Raw genomic sequence first — 16,628 nt, forward strand, 5'->3', positions numbered from 1 at the left:
ATGTTCCTCCGGACAACGGGGGTGGCCTTGACCCACGAGGCGGTTTGGCAACACGTCCTGGAGCACATCCGGCGCAACATCACCGAGGTGGAGTTCCACACCTGGTTTGAAAGGATCCGTCCCCTAGGCCTTCGGGACGGGGTGTTGGAGCTCGCCGTGCCCACCTCCTTCGCCCTAGACTGGGTGCGGCGGCACTACGCCGAGCTCATCCAGGAGGCCCTGAGCCTCCTCGGGGCCCAGGCCCCCCGCTTCGAGCTCAAGGTGGTCCCCGGGGCCGTGGTCCAAGAGGACATCTTCCACGCCTCCCCCAAGCCCGAGAGCGAAAAGCCCAAGCTCAACCCCAAGTACACCTTTGAGAACTTCGTGGTGGGCCCCAACAACTCCATGGCCCACGCCGCAGCCGTGGCCGTGGCCGAGTCCCCCGGCCGGGCCTACAACCCCCTTTTCATCTACGGGGGGGTGGGCTTGGGGAAGACCCACCTGATGCACGCCGTGGGCCACTCCGTGGCCAAGCGCTTCCCCCACCTGAAGATCGAGTACGTTTCCACGGAGACCTTCACCAACGAGCTCATCAACGCCATTCGGGAAGACCGCATGGCCGAGTTTCGCGAGCGCTACCGCTCCGTGGACCTCCTCCTGGTGGACGACATCCAGTTCATCGCCGGCAAGGAGCGCACCCAGGAGGAGTTTTTCCACACCTTCAACGCCCTTTACGAGGCCCACAAGCAGATCATCCTCTCCTCCGACCGCCCCCCCAAGGACATCCTGACCCTCGAGGCCCGCCTCCGAAGCCGCTTCGAATGGGGGCTTATCACCGACATCCAGCCCCCCGACCTGGAAACCCGCATCGCCATCCTCAAGATGAACGCCGAGCAGCGGGGCCTGCGCATCGGCGAGGAGGTGCTGGAGTACATCGCCCGCCAGGTTACCTCCAACATCCGCGAGCTGGAGGGTGCCCTCATGCGGGCCATCGCCTACGCTTCCCTGAACGGCGTGGAGCTCACCCGCAGCGTGGCCGCCAGAGCCCTCTCCGAAATCTTCGCTCCGCGGGAAGTGGAGGTGGATCCCCAGGAGATCGTGCGCAAGGTGGCCGAGCACTTCTCCCTCCGCCCTGAAGACCTCCTGGGGGGCGGCCGGAGGAAAGAGGTGGTGCTTCCTCGCCAGATCGCCATGTACCTGGTGCGCGAGCTCACCCGGGCCTCCTTGCCCGAGATCGGCCAGCTCTTCGGCGGCCGCGACCACACCACGGTCCTCTACGCCATCCAGAAGATCCAGGAGCTGGCCGAGAGCGACCGGGAGGTCCAGGGGCTTCTGAGGTCCCTTCGGGAGGTGTTGGCGTGACCCCTGTGGATAACCTGTGGATAACCCTGTGGATAAGTGGGCTTTCCCTGTGGATAACCCTGTGGATAACCTGTGGAAAACTTCCCTGGGGCAGGACCCTGTGGATAACCCGCCGGTTATCCACACCTTATCCACAGGCGCAAGCGGGTTTTCCACAGGGATTATCCACAGCCTCTTTGCCGTCCCGAAGGGCGTTTCCACCCCCTTATCCACATATCCACAGCCCCTACTACTACGACTACGGATCTTTTAAATCTTTTAAAAGACTTAGCAGTAACAGTAAGAGGAGGAGCGGAAAATGAAGGTAACCCTTCCTAAAAACCTTTTGGCCGAGCAGATTGCTCTCCTGGAGCGGGTGATCCCTTCCAGGAGTTCCAACCCTCTGCTCACCTACGCGGGTCTGGCCGCCGGTCCGGAAAGCTTGGTCCTCTTCGGCTCCAACGGGGAAGTGGACCTGGAGATCCGCCTTCCCGCCCGGGTCCAGGGGGAGGGCGCCTACCTGGTTCCTTCCCAGCCCTTCTTCCAGCTGGTGCGGAGCCTCCCCGGAGACGAGGCGGTCCTTTCCGTGGAGAAGGAGCTTTTGCTTTCCTCGGGTCGCTTCACCACCCGGCTATCCCTGGCCCCGGTGGAGGGCTACCCCGAGCTCCTCTTCCCCGAACCCGGGGGTCCGAGCGAAGCCTTCCCCTTGCAGGCCAAGGTTTCCGCGGGCGACCTTCTCCGCCTCCTCACCCAGGTGCGCTACGCCGCCAGCAACGAGGAGTACCGGGCCATCTTCCGGGGGGTGCAACTGGAGTTTTCCGAGGGGGGCTTGAGGGCCGTGGCCTCCGACGGCTACCGTCTGGCCCTTTCCCAGCTTCCCAAGCCCCAGCCCTTCGTCAAGAAGGCGGTGGTTCCCGCCCGGAGCGCCGACGAGGTGGTCCGGGCCCTGAAAGCCCTGGGGGAGGGGGAGGTGGCCTTGGCCCTGGGCCCCGGGACCTTGGGTTTGGCCATGCGGGGGGAGAGCGCGGAGGTGCGCATGGCCGTGCGCCTCATGGAGGGGGAGTTCCCCGACTACGAGAAGGTGATCCCCAAGGACTTCCCCTTGAGGGTGCGCCTCGAGGTGGACCCCTTCCGGGAGGCCCTGCGGCGGGTGAGCGTGCTTTCCGACAGGCAGAACCACCGGGTGGACCTCCTCTTTCAGGAGGGCCGGGCGCTCCTCTCCGCCGAAGGGGACTACGGCAAGGGCCAGGAGGAGGTGGCGGTGGCCATGGAGGGCACCCCCATGGGCCTGGCCTACAACGCCCGCTACCTCCTGGAGGCCCTGGCTCCCCTGGAGGGAGAGGCCTTCCTGGAGATGAGCGGCCCCACCAGCCCCACCCTGGTGCGCCCCGCCGGGGAAGGGGGGTACCGGGCGGTGGTGGTGCCCCTGAGGGTGTAGGCTGGGGAAAGAGGGGCGTGAAGCGCTTCCACAGGAGGTACCCATGACCACGATCGTCAGCGTGAAGGCGCGGGAGGTGTTGGATTCCCGAGGTTTCCCCACGGTGGAGGCCGAGGTGGAGCTGGAAGGGGGGGTGCGGGGCTGGGCCCTGGTGCCCTCGGGGGCTTCCACGGGCGCCCACGAGGCCCTGGAGCTGAGGGACGGGGGTAGGCGCTACCTGGGCAAGGGGGTGCGCCGGGCGGTGGAGAACGTCAACGAGCGCATCGCTCCCGAGCTCATCGGCCGGGACGCCCTGGACCAGGAGGGGGTGGACCGGGCCATGCTGGAGCTGGACGGCACCCCCAACAAGGCGAACCTGGGGGCCAACGCCATCCTGGCCGTGTCCCTGGCCACGGCCCGGGCCGCGGCGGAGGCCTTAGGCCTCCCCCTCTACCGCTACCTGGGCGGGGTCCAGGGGGTGGTCCTGCCCGTTCCCCTGATGAACGTCATCAACGGCGGCAAGCACGCCGACAACCGGGTGGACTTCCAGGAGTTCATGCTGGTGCCCGCCGGGGCGGAAAGCTTTGCCGAGGCGGTGCGCATCGGGGCCGAGGTCTTCCACACCCTCAAGGGCGTGCTAAAGGAAAGGGGTTACACCACCAACGTGGGGGACGAGGGTGGCTTCGCCCCCGACCTTAAGAGCAACGAGGAGGCGGTGGAGCTACTTCTCTTGGCCATCGAGCGGGCGGGCTACACCCCAGGTAAGGAGGTTTCCTTGGCCCTGGACCCCGCCGCAAGCGAGCTCTACCGGGACGGGAGGTACCACCTGGAAGGGGAAGGGAAGGTGTTTTCCTCGGAGGAGATGGTGGCCTTTTGGGAGGCTTGGGTGGAGAAGTATCCCATCCGTTCCATAGAGGACGGTCTCGCCGAGGACGACTGGGAGGGGTGGCGGCTCCTCACCGAGCGCCTAGGGGGGAAGGTCCAGCTGGTGGGGGATGACCTCTTCGTCACAAATCCGGAAAGGCTCCGGATGGGGATAGAGCGGGGCGTGGCCAACGCCATTCTGGTCAAGGTGAACCAGATCGGAACCCTCTCGGAGACCCTCGAGGCCATCCGCCTGGCCCAGCGGGCGGGCTACCGGGCGGTGATCAGCCACCGCTCCGGGGAGACCGAGGACAGCTTCATCGCCGACCTGGCGGTGGCGGTGAACGCCGGCCAGATCAAGACCGGCTCCCTCTCCCGCTCCGACCGCTTGGCCAAGTACAACCAGCTCTTGCGCATTGAGGAGGAGCTGGGCCAGGCGGCCCGCTTCCTGGGCTATGGGGCCTTTTAAGCGCACCAAGATCGTGGCCACCCTGGGCCCGGCCACGGACACCAAGGAAACCATCCGGGCCCTGGCCGAGGCGGGGGCGGACGTCTTCCGCTTGAACTTCAGCCACGGCCTCCCCGAGGACCACAAGAGGCGGGCCGCCTGGGTGCGGGAGGTGTCCCAAGAGCTGGGTAAGACCCTGGCCCTTCTTCAGGACCTGCAGGGCCCCAAGATCCGCATCGGCCGCTTCCAGAAGGGCCGGGTGGAGCTCAAGCCGGACCAGCCCTTCGTGCTCACCCGCCTCCCCGTGGAAGGGGACGAGACTCGGGTTTCCCTCACCTACAAGGGCCTCCCCGAGGACGTGCGCCCCGGGCAGGTGCTCCTTTTGGACGACGGCCGGATCCGCCTCCGGGTGGAAAGGGTGGTGGGGGACGAGATCCACACCCTGGTGGAGGTGGGCGGGACCCTCTCGGACAACAAAGGCATCAATGTGCCCGGGGCCGACCTCTCCATCCCCGCCCTTTCGGAAAAGGACATCCAGGACCTGGCCCTGGGGGCGGAGATCGGCGTGGACTGGGTGGCGGTTTCCTTCGTGCGCACCCGGGACGACCTCCTCCTCGCCCGCCACTACCTTTCCCGCTACGGCTCCCGGGCCAGGCTCATGGCCAAGATAGAAAAGCCCTCGGCCGTGGCCCGCTTTGAGGAGATCCTGGAGGAGGCGGACGGCATCATGGTGGCCCGGGGGGACCTGGGGGTGGAGATGCCCTTAGAGGAGGTGCCCATCGTGCAAAAGCGCCTCATCCTCCGGGCCATCGCCGCGGGCAAACCCGTGATCACCGCCACCCAGATGCTGGAGTCCATGGTGCAGAACCCGAGCCCCACCCGGGCCGAGGCCTCGGACGTGGCCAACGCCATCTTCGACGGCACGGACGCGGTGATGCTCTCGGCGGAGACCGCCGCCGGGGCCTACCCCGTGGAGGCGGTGGCCATGATGGCCAGAATCGCCCAGGCGGTGGAGGCCTCCCCGGAGTTTTTGCAGAAGCTTAACGTCCTAAGGCCCGCCCCCACCCCCACCACCCAGGACGCCATCGCCCAGGCCGCCGACGACATCGTGGAGGCCGTGGGGGCCCGGGCCATCGTGGTCTTCACCGCCACCGGGGGCTCGGCCCGCAGGATCGCCCGCACCCGGCCCCAGGTGCCCATCCTGGCCCTCACCCCCAGCCCCGAGGTGGAGCGGCAGCTGGCCCTGGTCTGGGGGGTGGTGCCCCACCTGGCTCCCGACCCCCAGGACACCGACGACATGGTGCGCATCGCCCTCAAAGAGGTGAAGGCCCTGGGCCTGGCCCAGGTGGGGGAGAGGGTGGTCATCGCCGCCGGGGTGCCCTTTGGGGTTCGGGGGACCACCAACCTCCTCCGGGTGGAGCGGGTAGCCTAAGTGCCCCAAAAGGAGGTAGGTAAGAGCCTCCCTGGTGCAGACGAGCACTTAGGGGAAAAGGGCCAGGGCGCTGACCACGGGCCTAGGGGTGCCCTGGTAGGGGCTTCGCAAGACCCCCTTCACCCAAAGTTGGGCCGAGCCGCCCCCGTCCATGCGGAGGGCGTTCCAGGCGCCTAGGGAGAGGAGGGCCCGGGCCAGGGCCCCAGGGGTGGTGGGCTCGGAGACGAGGAGCCAGAGCTTTCCCTTCCTCGTCCAGGCCACCGCCGCCTGGGGGGCCACCGCCTGCAGGGGCCTCGGGTCCTTGAAGTTTTCCTTGGCGGGGTCGTAGGCGTACCGGCCTTCCCGCATGAGGAGGGGCCCCCCTTCCAAGGCGTAGCGGAAGGGCGGGTCCAGCCTGCCGTAGAGGCTTAAGCGATCCCTCACGGCGAGGGGAAAGGGGGGGCTTCCCCGGGGAAAGCTAAGGGCCCAAAGGCCAGGGGAAAGCTCGGCGGGAGCGGTAAGGATGGCCTTCACCTGATCCCCCTCCACCAAGGCCACCTCCTCCCCCTCACGGCCCACCAGGCCCGGCACGGTGTGGGCGGTGTAGCGGGCGCGGGAGGCGTTCACCCCCACCCGGACCCTTTCCCCCCCAGGCCCCACCGCCTCGGCCAGGAACCGGGGTAGGTCTAGGAAGAAGGAGAACCCGTCCCAAAGCAGGGCCACCCGGCCGTAGGGGTAGGAGAGGGTCACCCCGTCCTGGACCCAAAGGCCGATGGGGGCCCCGCTCTTGGGGTCAAAGTAACCCCCGTTCAGGACGGCGAGGGCCCCTGGGGCCAGGTCCCTGGGAAGGGCCCTTTTCCCGGGGGTGCCCACGGGGAGGAGCCTTCCCCGTTCCGCCTCCACCAGGTAAAGCCTCAGGGGCTCGGGGGTGAAGCCGTAGACCTCCCGGTAGCGCACCCCGGGGGCCAGCACCTCCTCTACCTCAGGGGCGAGGAGGTAGAGGTCCAGGACCAGGCGGGGGGGGTCCTCGAGGGGGAAGAGGCGGTAGTAGAGGTGGCCCTGTTCCGCCCTCAGGGCGAGCTCGGTGGCCTCGGGGAGAAGGCGGACCCTGGCCTTTAGGCCCTCCGGCCAGGGAGCCTTGAGGAGGTCCGGGGCGAGGTAGGGCAGGTGGAGGGTGGCCCCGGCCTTACCCCGCTCTTCCCGGGGCTCGGCCGGGTGGGGGGCGGGGAGGTCCAGGACCACCCGTAGCCCCTGGGGCTTCCCCCCGAAGCGGACCCCCGCCTCGGGCACCCGGAAGTAGCCCAGGGCCAAAAGGGCCTCCAGGGGGAAGCGGTCCCCTTCCGGGGGCGGCAGGTCCGTCCCCGAGGGCTCGGCCCAGCCCACCCCGGGGACGTAGACGAAGCGCTTTCCGCTCCCCTGGTACACCCAGGCCCCCCCTTCCTCCCGGAAGGTGAGGCCAAGCTGTTCCACGGGAAGGAGGGTCTGGCCCAGGGCGAGGCCGAAAAAGAGGAGGAGGGCGAACCGCCTCATCCTCCCAGGAAACCAAACCTTTCTGAGAAGCGGATGGACCCCTATCCCTTGACCACGATGAGGGGCCTGAGGCGGGCCACCTTCTTTCCGATCCCTGCCCCCTCCACCGCCTCCACCACGGAGGAGACGTCCTTGTAGGCCTCGGGCATCTCCTCGTCCACCGTGGCCCGGGTGGCGGCCCTCACCAGGATGCCCTTTTCCGCGAGCTCCTTCACCAGGTTCCGCTCCCGGGCCACCTTTTTGGCCTGGTGTCGGCTCATCTTGCGCCCGGCCCCGTGGCAGCTGCTTCCGAAGGAGACCGCCATGGCCTTTTCCGTCCCCGCGAGGACGTAGGAGTAGCGGCCCATGTCCCCGGGCACCAGGACCGGCTGCCCCACCCGGCGGTACGCCTCGGGGACCTCCGGGTGGCCGGGGCCGAAGGCCCGGGTGGCCCCCTTGCGGTGGACCAGGACCCGCCTCCCCCCGTGCTCTTCAAACTTGGCGTTGTTGTGGGCGAGGTCGTAGAGGACCCTGAGCCCGTGGTCCCTGGGTCTAAAGCCCACCTTCTCAAAGGCCTCCCGCACGAAGTGGGCGATGAGCTGGCGGTTGGCGAAGGCGAAGTTGGCGGCGGCGGCCATGGCCTGGAGGTAGTCCTGGCCCTCGAGGCTCCTTATGGGGGCGGCGGCGAGCTGCTTGTCCACGAGCTCAATGCCGTACCGGGGGGCGGCTTTGAGGAAGCGCTCCACGTAGTCCTGGCAGACCTGGTGGCCGAGGCCCCGGCTTCCCGTGTGGATGAGGACGGTGACCTGGCCCTTGAAGAGGCCGAAAGCCAGGGCGGCCTCCTCGTCGTAGACCTCGTCCACGTACTGCACCTCCAGGAAGTGGTTCCCGCTCCCCAGGGTGCCGATCTGGGGGGCTCCCCGCTCAAAGGCCCTCTCCGAGACCTTGTCGGGGTTGGCCCAGGGAAGGCGGCCTTGGGACTCGATGAAGTCCACGTCCTCGGGGTAGCCGTACCCCCGCTTCACGAGCCAGCCCGCCCCCTCTTTGAGGATCTCCTTGAGCTCCTTCTTGCTGAAGCGCACGTCCCGCCTTTCGCTCCCCACCCCCGAGGGGACGAGGCGGTAGAGGGCGTCGGCGAGCTCCCGCTGGCGGGGAAGGAGGTCTTCCCGGGTGAGGTGGGAGGCGAGGAGGCGGACCCCGCAGTTGGAGACCACGAACCCCTCGGCCACGAAGTTGTGGTCCGGGTGGGCCATGGAAAGGTCGTAAACCCTGCCCCCATAGGGCACCCGCTCCACGGCCACCACCCGGTCAAAGAGCATCCCCGGGTTGGCGGCCACGAACTCGGGGAAGGTGGGAAAGCCCTGGGGCCGGAAAGCGCCTCGCTTCTCGTAAAGCGTCCGCTCCGCGAAGCGGCGGGAGACCCCAAGCCGGTGGGCGATGGCCGCCACCTTCTCGCCGGCCTCCCGCAGGGCCAAAACCTCCGCGGCCATAGCCTCCCTCCGAGCCAGGTGGGCCTGCTTCAGGCGGAGGTAAAGGGCAGCGAGAAGGGCGAGGCGCGCCTTCTTAGGAGCGTAGGCGTAGCCCACCTCCTCGTACAGCCGGGCGAGGTTCTCCAGGGTGGAGCGGAGGATGAGCTTGAAGCGGTGAGAAGGGTCCTCGGGTTCCTCCCAGTCGGCTTCCTCGCGAAGGTCCTGGACCTCGAGGCCCAAGGAGGCCACCAGGCGGGCCAGGTCCTCCATGAAGGCCCGCCCTTCCTCCAGGAAACTTCGGCGCTTGGACTGGGAAAGCACCGGAGGGACCAGGTTGTACCCGTGGCCGCTTACGGCCTTGGGCGCGGAAAGCTCTGCCCCGAAAAGGCCTGCGAGGAAGTTCGCCTTAAGCCAGGGGGGAAGGGCAAAGAGCCAAGCGGGCAGCCTGAAGCCCTGTTTGGCCTTGGCCCCCTCGGGGAGGCCGAGGGCGCGGAAGAGGAGGAAGAGGGCACGAGAAGACACCTTCAGACCCGCCTCCACCGCGTCAAAGGTTCGCCCCCGGAAGGCGTGGTTGCGGCGGCGCAAGTAGGGTCCCCCTGCCCGGAACCCCAGACGCTCCAGGTCGGCTTTGGCCTCCCGCAACCCCTCCTCCTCCCCGTAGAGGACCAGGTAGGCCCGCCCCCCGGAGCGGTAGAGGGTGCCGTCCCCCAGGGCGTAGCCCAGGAGGCGGAGGATGGCCGGAAGGTGGGGATGGTCTGCCCGAAGGGGGAGAAGGCCCCGCGCCCGGAGCTCCCGGGGCGCCTGGGGAAAGCCGAGGGTTCGGGCCCAGGCCTCCGCTTCCTCCTCCTCGAGGAGGGATAGGGGTGGAGGGGGCTCGTAGGGAAGGCCCCGGAAGGGGTGGACCGCCACCCGGTCCCCCGGCCGCAGGGTGCCCGCAGGCCGCATCCCCTCAGGGGTGTAAAGGGGGTGGTCCGGGGTCGCCTCCAGGACAAACCCGCCCTCGGTGCGGAGCTTAAGGAGTTCCTCCGCCTCCCGTGAAAGGAGAAGCGCCGCCTGGGCCGCTTCCGGGCGCTCCCCAAGCCGCCACACCACCAGGTTGGGGGCTCTTTCCTCCGCTAGCTCTTCTATAGGTCGGGTGTACCTGTCGCAGAAGAGAACCCGGGTTCCCGGAGGCAGGCAGTTGATGTCAAACCCCACGCCTCCCGGGCTCACCACCCCGCCCTCCTCCGGGTCAAAGGCCGCCACCCCCCCGATGGGGAAGCCGTAGCCCCAGTGGATGTCGGGCATGGCTAGGGCGGGCTCCACGATGCCGGGGAGGGTGGCCACGTTCATGAGCTGCTGCAAGGAGGCGTAGTTTTCCGCCTCGAGGTCCTTTAGGATCTCCTCCGAGGCGAAGAACACGGCGTCCACCCGCATCTTCCCCTGCCGGGGGATGCGGTAGGTGAAGGGGGCGATCTTTTCCCAGCGCATGGCGCCCTCCAAAACAAAACCGCCGGGCTTTATAGGCCCGGGCTTACCTTTAAGCTACCCCGTTATGCGGTATGCGTCAAGGATATACGCCCCAAGGGCCTCTGGGGTGTAGGCTTAAGCCATGCGCGGCCTTCTGGCGAGGCTTCTTCTTAACACCCTGGCCCTTTGGCTGGTGAGCCTCCTCTACCCCGGGGTAGCCTTCGCTCCCGGGGCGGGGCTTTTGGACTACCTGGTGGCCGGGGCCATCTGGGGCCTGGCCAACGCCCTTCTCCGCCCCCTTTTCCTCTTCCTCACCCTCCCCCTCAACCTCCTCACCCTGGGGCTTTTCACCTGGGTGGTGAACGGCGCCCTCCTTTACCTGGTGGCCCAGGCCACGGCCCTGGAGGTCAAGGGCTTCCTCGAGGCCCTCCTGGGGGCCTTCCTCCTTTCCCTGGTGAGCCTCTTCCTCAACTGGCTCTTCCGGGACTAGCGGTTTTCCATCACGTAGCGGGAAAGCTCCTCTATCAGCACCTCCTGTTCGCCGATGATGGCCTTCACCGCATCCCCGATGGAGACCACCCCCACCACCCTGCCCCCCTCCACCACGGGCAGGTGCCGCACCCGGTGCTCGGTCATGAGGCGCATGGCCTCCGAGAGCTCCGTCTCGGGGGCCACGGTGATCACTTCCCGGCTCATGACCTCCTCCACCCGGGTGTCCTTGGAGAAGCGGCCCAGGAGCACCAGCTTGCGGGCGTAGTCCCGCTCGGAAAAGACGCCGAGAAGCCTCTCCCCCTCCATGACCAAAAGGGCACCGATATCGTGCCGGGCCAGGACCTCCAGGGCTTCCAGCACCGTGGCCTGGGGATGGATGGCGTAGACCGCACCCCCCTTGCGGAGCAAAACCTGGCGGACCGTCATGAACCCCCCTTTCCTTTAGGGGACCATTATACCAAACCCCAGGGGTCCTTATCGGGCGGTGAGGACCGGTCCCACGGCGTGGCGGACCACGTGTTCCGCCGTGCTTCCCAGGAGGAACCTCCGCACCGGGGCCCCCAGGGCCAGGAGGTCCGTGGGGTTCTGCAGGGCCAGAAGGTGCTCGGCGGGGTCCCCGGAAAGGGCCAGGGCCTCCACCTCAAGGCCCTGGTCCCTCAGGTAATCCTCCGCCTCTAAGGCCCAGGAGCCCGCTTGCACGGGATCCTCGTGGACGCTCACCACCCGCACCCTAAGCCCCAGGGGTTTGGCCAGGGCCGCCAGGACGTGCATGGCCCGCACGGCGCTCTCCGAGGCGTTGTACCCTAGCAGGGCCCCTTCCAAGGCCACGTGGTCCATGGGGGCCACCACCACGGGGATGGGGGAGGTCCGGAGCACCCGGTCCACGGTGCTCCCCAGGCCCAAGAACCTCCCCCCATGGGCTTCTCCGCTCCGGCCCAGGACCAGGAGGTCCGCCCCCCGGGCATAGCGCAGGATGACCTCGTGGGGGAGGCCGGTTTCCAAGGCGGCCTCGGCCTCTATACCCGCTTCCTGGGCGCTCTTCCGCAACCGTTCCAGTATGCTCTCCCCCTTGAGGGTTAGAACCTTTTCCAGCTCTTGGCGGTAGACGGGGACGGGGATGGTGAGGGCCCCCAGGTCCAAAGGCTCGAGGCCCCGCAAAAGGCGGACGTCCCGCACGTATAGGAGAAGGAGCTTGGCCGAGAGCTTATAGGCCAGCCACTCCGCCAGCACCTCCGCCCCCTTGGCCTGGGGCGAGCCGTCCGTGGCGAGGAGGATCCGCATGCCCCCATCTTAACCGTACCCTCCGCTGCCCTTGCCTTACTGGCCTAGGGAGGCCCACAGGGACCTTTTGCCGGGGCCCCCATGATGGCCCAAGCCAGCATGGGGTGGCCTTACGCCGCCCTGGGCTCGGGCTCCCTCACCCCCCTGGCCAGGGCCCAGGCGGGCAGGATCAGGCTTCCCAGGGCCAGAAGGACGGGCATCACCCCCAGGGTTTCTATGAAATGGCCTATAGGGGCGTAGAAAAGCCCGGCGAATCCCCAGGTGAAGCCCATGAGGAGCCCGGACACCGTGGCCGTCTGGCCCGGCTCCAGCTCCTGGGCCAGGGCCACGGCCACGGGGATCCCGGCGTTCATCAAGGCCCCCGTGGCGGCGAGGAGGAGGAGGTACAGGGGGTTTTCCGGGGGGAGGAAGAGGAGGCCCAAGTAAAGGGGAAGGCCAAAGGATAGGGTGCCCGAAAGCACCGCCTTCCGCCCCAGGCGGTCCGAGAGGGTGCCTCCGAGGAAGGTGCCCAAGGTGGCGGAAAAGCTGTAGACGGAAAGGCTTAAGGCGGTGTAGGCGTCGGAGAGGCCCCTTTGGGTGAACCAGTAGGGCAAGGTGGTGGAAAAGCTCATGAAGACCAGGCTCCTTAAGGTGGCCATCCCCCAAAGCCGGGCCACGTCCCCCCGGAAGACCCGGAGGAAGTCCTTCACCCCGGCGGGTTTTCCCTGGCGCCGTACCGGGGGAAGGCGAAGGAGGGCCAGGGCGGGGAGAAGGGCCAGGGGGGTGAGCCAAAGGAGCCCCTTAAGCCCAAAAGCCCCCACGGCGAAAAGGGCCACCAGGGGGCCCAGGGAGAGCCCCAGGTAGCCTGCGGAGCCAAAGAAGGAAAGCCAAAACCCCTTGCGCTCCCTCGGGGCGAACTCCCCTACCAGGCTCGCCCCCGAGGCGTGAAAGAGGGCCGAGCCCAGGCCCGCCAGGCCCAGGGCCAAAAGGAGGAGCTCAAAGCGAGGCCAAAAGCCCACAGACCCCATCCCCAGGGCCACCAGGACCGGCCCCAAGGCTGCCAGGAGCCTCCGGTCCATCCGGTCGGCCACGAGGCCAGCCAAGGGCTGGAGGAGGCTTCCCGTGAGGGAATACACCGAGACCAAGAGCCCCACCGTTCCCAGGCCCACGCCGAAGTGGGCCATGAGCTTGGGGAGGAGGGGGGTGAGGAAGTTCCCGAAGAGGTCGTTGACCGTGTGAAGCCAGGCGAGGAGAAGGGGCAGCACCCCTCCATGCTAAACCCGCTTCTCAGGAAGGGTGTGTTAGAATCCCCACGTGCTTGGGGCTTTCCGGAAATCCAGGAAGGGCCAAAAGAAAATGGCGCGCCCGAGAGGACTCGAACCTCTGACCTTCGGCTCCGGAGGCCGACGCTCTGTCCAGCTGAGCTACGGGCGCACTCAAGCGGGAGTACTATAGCACGGGAAGAAGGAGGCGGTCAAGTGTTTGGCATCAACAAGAGGCTCGTCACCATCCTGTTCGGGTTGCTGGCCCTGGCCTTCGCCGTGGGGGCCATCCTGCTCTTCACCCCCAAGGCGGGGCAGACGGCCAGGGGCAAGCCCGTCCTTTGGGTCAACGGCAAGGCGGTCTACGAGCTGGACCTCCTCAGGCTCCAGGGCAATGACCCCCTATACGCCGCCAACCCCCAGGGGCTTCTCAAGACCCTGGTGGACACCCACTTCCTGGAGCAGGTGATCCTCACCGAGGCCCTAAGGCAGGACGCCGCCCGCATCCGGGTGGGGAGCGCCGAGGTGCGCAAGGAGGTGGACCGCATCCGGGAGCAGTACGGCCTGAAGGAGAAAAAGGCCTACGAGCAGTTCCTCAACCAGGTGGGCTACACCGACGCAGAGCTCCGCCAGGAGATCAAGGCCCAGCTCCAGATTCAGAAGCGGCTGGAGCAGATCCGCTCCGCCGCCAAACCCACCCCGGAGGAGGTGCGCTTTTACTTTGAGGTCCACCAGGAGGCCTACAAGACCGAGCCTCGAGTCCAAGCCCGGCAGATCGTGGTGGACGACAAGAAGCTGGCGGAGGAGCTCTTGGCCAAGCTGAAGGCGGGGGAGGACTTCGCCCTCCTGGCCAAGCAGCACTCCAAGGTGGGGGCCGAGCAAGGGGGAGCCTTGGGGGCGGGACCTGGGGAGACGGAGCCCAAGCCCGTGACCCAGGTGGTCTTCCCGGAGGCGGTGGCCCAGGAGGTCTTCGCCCTCAAGGGCCCCGGCCTGGTGGGGCCCATAGAGGCCTCGGGGCGGTACTACCTGGTGAAGGTGGAGGCCTACCTCTCCCCCAAGGTGCCCACCTTTGAGGAGGTGAAGGACCGGGTGGAGAAGGACGCCCAGGCGGCCAAGGGGGACGGGGCCCTGGAGGCCTACCTGGAGGACCTGCGCGGGAAGGCCCAGGTGCGCTTCGCCGAGGGTAGCCCCTACGCCTACAAGAACCCAGTGGTGGCCAAGGTGGACGGGACGGAGATCCTCCTCGCCCAGGTGCTCCAGCCCGTTTTCTCCAACCAGCAGACCCAGGCCCTCATCCAGCAGGGCTTAGGGGAGCTCGCCGTGCAGTTCTTCCTTCCCCAGACCCTGGAGAGCCTCATGGACCGGGAGGTGCTGGTGGAGGCGGCCAAGAAGAGCGGCAAACCCTTTATCGGCTCCAAGGACGCCATCGCCCAGGCCTACCTCCTTTACGAGACCCGGGACGTCACCGCCACGGAGGCCGAGGCCCGGAAGTTCTACGCCGAAAACCCCGCCCTCTTCACCGTTCCCGCCAGCGCCCGGGTGGTGGGGGTGGCCTTCAAAGAGGAGGCCAAGGCCAAGGCCTTCCGCGAGGCTGCCCTAAGGGCCCAGGACCTCGAGGCCCTGGCCAAGGCCCACGGGGGTAGCGTCACCGACCACGGCGCCGTCCAGCCCAACCAGCTCCCCGCGGTGCTGGACCGCCTGGTCTTCAAGGTCAAGGAGGCCTTCCCCAAGGGCCCCTTGGGGGAGGTGAGCGAGGTGGTGAAGCTGGAAGACGGGACCTTCACCGTCCTTCTCATCAAGGACCGTAAGCCCGAGGTCCTGAAGCCCTACGAGGCGGTCAAGGAGGAGGCCTTGGATAGGGTGGTGGCCAAGAAGCGCCAGGAAAAGGCCCAGGCCCTCCTCCAGGCCCTGCGCAAGGAGGCCAAGATAGAAAACCGCCTGAGCCAGGTGCTGGCCGAGCTCACCCCCAAGACGGAGGAGAAGCCCCAAGAGGCTCCCAAGGAAGCCCCGGCCAAACCTTAATCGAGAAGGGCCGGGACCCCGGGGAGGCCTTCGGGCCTCCCCCTTGGTTAGGATGGGGTCATGGAATCCCGGGAACTCCTGCGCCTCCTCACCCTCTACTACGAGGCCAAGCCGGACCCGGAAAACCCCTGGGAACGGGTGGCCTTCGGCACCAGCGGCCACCGGGGCACGAGCCTCAAGGCCACCTTCACCGAGGCCCATGTGCTGGCCATAGCCCAGGCCATCGCCGACCTAAGGGCGGGCTTCGGGGCCACCGGGCCCCTCTTCTTGGCCAAAGACACCCATGCCCTCTCCGAGCCCGCCTGGGCCACGGCCCTCTCTGTCTTCGCCGCCAACGGGATAGAGGTGCGCATAGAGGCGGAAGGGGGCTACACCCCCACCCCCTTGGTCTCCTTGGCCATCCTGGAGCACAACGCCCACCACGGGGCCAAGGCCGACGGGGTCCTCCTCACCCCCAGCCACAACCCCCCGGAGGACGGGGGCATCAAGTACAACCCCCCCACGGGAGGGCCGGCGGACACCCGCACCACCCGGGCCATAGAGGAAAGGGCCAACGCCCTCCTTCGGGAGGGCCTCAAGGGGGTGAAGCGGCTTCCCCTGAAGGAGGCCCTTTCCCGGGCCAAGGCCTTTGACTACGCCGGGCTTTACGTGGCGCGCATAGGGGAGGCGGTGGACCTGGAGGCCATCCGGGCCTCGAGCCTCCGCCTTGGGGTGGACCCCTTGGGCGGGGCGAGCCAGAGGGTCTGGGAGCGCCTGGCCGAGGCCTTCCGGCTCCGCCTGGAGGTGGTGAACCCCACCCTGGACCCCACCTTCCGCTTCATGCCCAAGGACCACGACGGCAAGATCCGCATGGACTGCTCCAGCCCCCACGCCATGGCGGGCCTCCTCGCCCTCAGGGAGCGCTTTGACCTCGCCATCGGCAACGACCCCGACGCCGACCGCCACGGCATCGTAACCCCGCGGGGCCTGATGAACCCCAACCATTATCTGGCGGCAGCCCTTCACCACCTCTTCACCACCCGGGCCTGGCCCGGGGCTAAGGCGGGCAAGACGGCGGTGACCAGCGCCCTCCTGGACCGGGTGGCCCGGGCCCTGGGCCGGGAGGTTTACGAAACCCCCGTGGGGTTCAAGTACTTCGTGGAGGGCCTTCTTGGGGGCTGGCTGGGCTTTGGGGGGGAGGAGAGCGCCGGGGCGAGCTTTCTCCGCTTTGACGGCAGGCCCTTCTCCACCGACAAGGACGGGATTCTCATGGGGCTTCTCGCCGCCGAGCTCATGGCCAAGCGGGGGAAGGCCCCGGACGAGCTCTACGAGGACCTGGCCGAGGCCCTGGGCCGCCCTTACTACCTGCGCAAGGACCTTCCCCTGGCCCCTGAGGCCAAGGCCAAGCTCTCCCGCCTCACCCCGGAGGCGGTGCGGGAGAAGGAGCTCGCCGGGGAGCCCATTCTGGCGGTTCTCACCCGCGCTCCCGGCAACGGGGAGCCCTTAGGGGGTCTGAAGGTGGTCACGGAAAACGCCTGGTTCGCCGCCCGGCCCAGCGGCACCGAGGACGTGGCCAAGGTCTACGCCGAAAGCTTCAAGGGGGAGGCCCACCTCCAGGAGGTCCTGGAGGCGGCCTTAGCCCTGGTGGCCCGTGCCCTCGCCTGAGTACCCCACCCCGCCACCCGGTCATACTTAAGTGCCTCCCAAAAGCCCTCTCCTAGCCCCC

Annotated in this window: 12 protein-coding genes and 1 tRNA gene; 7 read left to right on the forward strand and 6 right to left on the reverse strand. The window is 67.8% G+C overall.

Annotated features, from left to right (window positions below; translation table 11 throughout):
- The first annotated feature begins 27 nt into the window (after positions 1 to 27).
- The 4 genes from dnaA to pyk all read left to right on the forward strand — a co-directional run bounded on the left by dnaA (position 28) and on the right by pyk (position 5,481).
- On the forward strand, positions 28 to 1,341 hold the full coding sequence (gene dnaA, locus ACY5J6_RS00005; protein WP_462846538.1) for a chromosomal replication initiator protein DnaA: 1,314 nt from the start codon (positions 28 to 30) through the stop codon (positions 1,339 to 1,341).
- Positions 1,342 to 1,639: 298 nt separating this feature from the next.
- Positions 1,640 to 2,758, forward strand: a complete 1,119-nt coding sequence (dnaN, locus tag ACY5J6_RS00010) for a DNA polymerase III subunit beta (protein WP_462845409.1) — start codon at positions 1,640 to 1,642, stop codon at positions 2,756 to 2,758.
- 43 nt (positions 2,759 to 2,801) lie between these two features.
- The gene (gene eno, locus ACY5J6_RS00015) at positions 2,802 to 4,070 is read left to right on the forward strand and encodes a phosphopyruvate hydratase (RefSeq protein WP_462845410.1); all 1,269 of its coding nucleotides are present in this window, start codon (positions 2,802 to 2,804) and stop codon (positions 4,068 to 4,070) included.
- The gene (gene pyk / locus ACY5J6_RS00020; protein WP_462845411.1) at positions 4,057 to 5,481 is read left to right on the forward strand and encodes a pyruvate kinase; all 1,425 of its coding nucleotides are present in this window, start codon (positions 4,057 to 4,059) and stop codon (positions 5,479 to 5,481) included. Before eno ends, pyk begins: the two co-directional genes overlap by 14 nt.
- 48 nt (positions 5,482 to 5,529) lie before the next feature.
- Here pyk and ACY5J6_RS00025 read toward each other — a convergent pair whose 3' ends face one another.
- Both ACY5J6_RS00025 and ACY5J6_RS00030 read right to left on the reverse strand, forming a co-directional pair.
- Positions 5,530 to 6,990, reverse strand: coding sequence for a phosphodiester glycosidase family protein (locus tag ACY5J6_RS00025; RefSeq protein ID WP_462845412.1), 1,461 nt, complete (start codon positions 6,988 to 6,990; stop codon positions 5,530 to 5,532).
- A gap of 41 nt (positions 6,991 to 7,031) precedes the next feature.
- Positions 7,032 to 9,908 (reverse strand): RtcB family protein, encoded by a 2,877-nt coding sequence (locus tag ACY5J6_RS00030; protein WP_462845413.1) that lies wholly within the window; start codon positions 9,906 to 9,908, stop codon positions 7,032 to 7,034.
- Positions 9,909 to 10,029: 121 nt separating this feature from the next.
- Between ACY5J6_RS00030 and ACY5J6_RS00035 the strand changes: the two genes are divergently transcribed.
- Complete coding sequence (locus tag ACY5J6_RS00035) at positions 10,030 to 10,377, forward strand: phage holin family protein (protein ID WP_462845414.1); 348 nt, start codon at positions 10,030 to 10,032, stop codon at positions 10,375 to 10,377.
- Here the strand turns inward: ACY5J6_RS00035 and ACY5J6_RS00040 are convergent.
- The 4 genes from ACY5J6_RS00040 to ACY5J6_RS00055 form a co-directional block, all read right to left on the reverse strand.
- Complete coding sequence (locus ACY5J6_RS00040; protein ID WP_462845415.1) at positions 10,374 to 10,805, reverse strand: CBS domain-containing protein; 432 nt, start codon at positions 10,803 to 10,805, stop codon at positions 10,374 to 10,376. The genes ACY5J6_RS00035 and ACY5J6_RS00040 overlap by 4 nt on opposite strands.
- 48 nt (positions 10,806 to 10,853) lie before the next feature.
- On the reverse strand, positions 10,854 to 11,660 hold the full coding sequence (locus tag ACY5J6_RS00045; protein WP_462845416.1) for a universal stress protein: 807 nt from the start codon (positions 11,658 to 11,660) through the stop codon (positions 10,854 to 10,856).
- A 110-nt stretch (positions 11,661 to 11,770) separates the two neighbouring features.
- A complete protein-coding gene (locus tag ACY5J6_RS00050; protein WP_462845417.1) occupies positions 11,771 to 12,904 on the reverse strand; it encodes an MFS transporter in 1,134 nt (377 codons plus the stop codon).
- A gap of 92 nt (positions 12,905 to 12,996) precedes the next feature.
- Positions 12,997 to 13,073: transfer RNA gene (locus ACY5J6_RS00055), tRNA-Arg, on the reverse strand.
- Positions 13,074 to 13,117: 44 nt separating this feature from the next.
- On the opposite strand from ACY5J6_RS00055, the gene ACY5J6_RS00060 reads away from it, so the two are divergent.
- Positions 13,118 to 14,923 carry a peptidylprolyl isomerase gene (locus ACY5J6_RS00060; RefSeq protein WP_462845418.1) on the forward strand — a complete coding sequence of 602 codons (1,806 nt, stop codon included), beginning with the start codon at positions 13,118 to 13,120 and terminating at the stop codon, positions 14,921 to 14,923.
- 60 nt (positions 14,924 to 14,983) lie between these two features.
- Positions 14,984 to 16,567, forward strand: coding sequence for a phosphohexomutase domain-containing protein (locus ACY5J6_RS00065; RefSeq protein WP_462845419.1), 1,584 nt, complete (start codon positions 14,984 to 14,986; stop codon positions 16,565 to 16,567).
- Positions 16,568 to 16,628: the final 61 nt, after the last annotated feature.

This window comes from Thermus sp. H19.2 (assembly GCF_054979525.1).

Bases quoted from the DNA above. Each gene is read 5' to 3' on its own strand.
- dnaN (WP_462845409.1), top strand. From the start codon at position 1,640: ATGAAGGTAACCCTTCCTAAAAACCTTTTGGCCGAGCAGATTGCTCTC.
- eno (WP_462845410.1), top strand. From the start codon at position 2,802: ATGACCACGATCGTCAGCGTGAAGGCGCGGGAGGTGTTGGATTCCCGA.
- pyk (WP_462845411.1), top strand. From the start codon at position 4,057: ATGGGGCCTTTTAAGCGCACCAAGATCGTGGCCACCCTGGGCCCGGCC.
- ACY5J6_RS00025 (WP_462845412.1), bottom strand. From the start codon at position 6,990: ATGAGGCGGTTCGCCCTCCTCCTCTTTTTCGGCCTCGCCCTGGGCCAG.
- ACY5J6_RS00030 (WP_462845413.1), bottom strand. From the start codon at position 9,908: ATGCGCTGGGAAAAGATCGCCCCCTTCACCTACCGCATCCCCCGGCAG.
- ACY5J6_RS00035 (WP_462845414.1), top strand. From the start codon at position 10,030: ATGCGCGGCCTTCTGGCGAGGCTTCTTCTTAACACCCTGGCCCTTTGG.
- ACY5J6_RS00040 (WP_462845415.1), bottom strand. From the start codon at position 10,805: ATGACGGTCCGCCAGGTTTTGCTCCGCAAGGGGGGTGCGGTCTACGCC.
- ACY5J6_RS00045 (WP_462845416.1), bottom strand. From the start codon at position 11,660: ATGCGGATCCTCCTCGCCACGGACGGCTCGCCCCAGGCCAAGGGGGCG.
- ACY5J6_RS00065 (WP_462845419.1), top strand. From the start codon at position 14,984: ATGGAATCCCGGGAACTCCTGCGCCTCCTCACCCTCTACTACGAGGCC.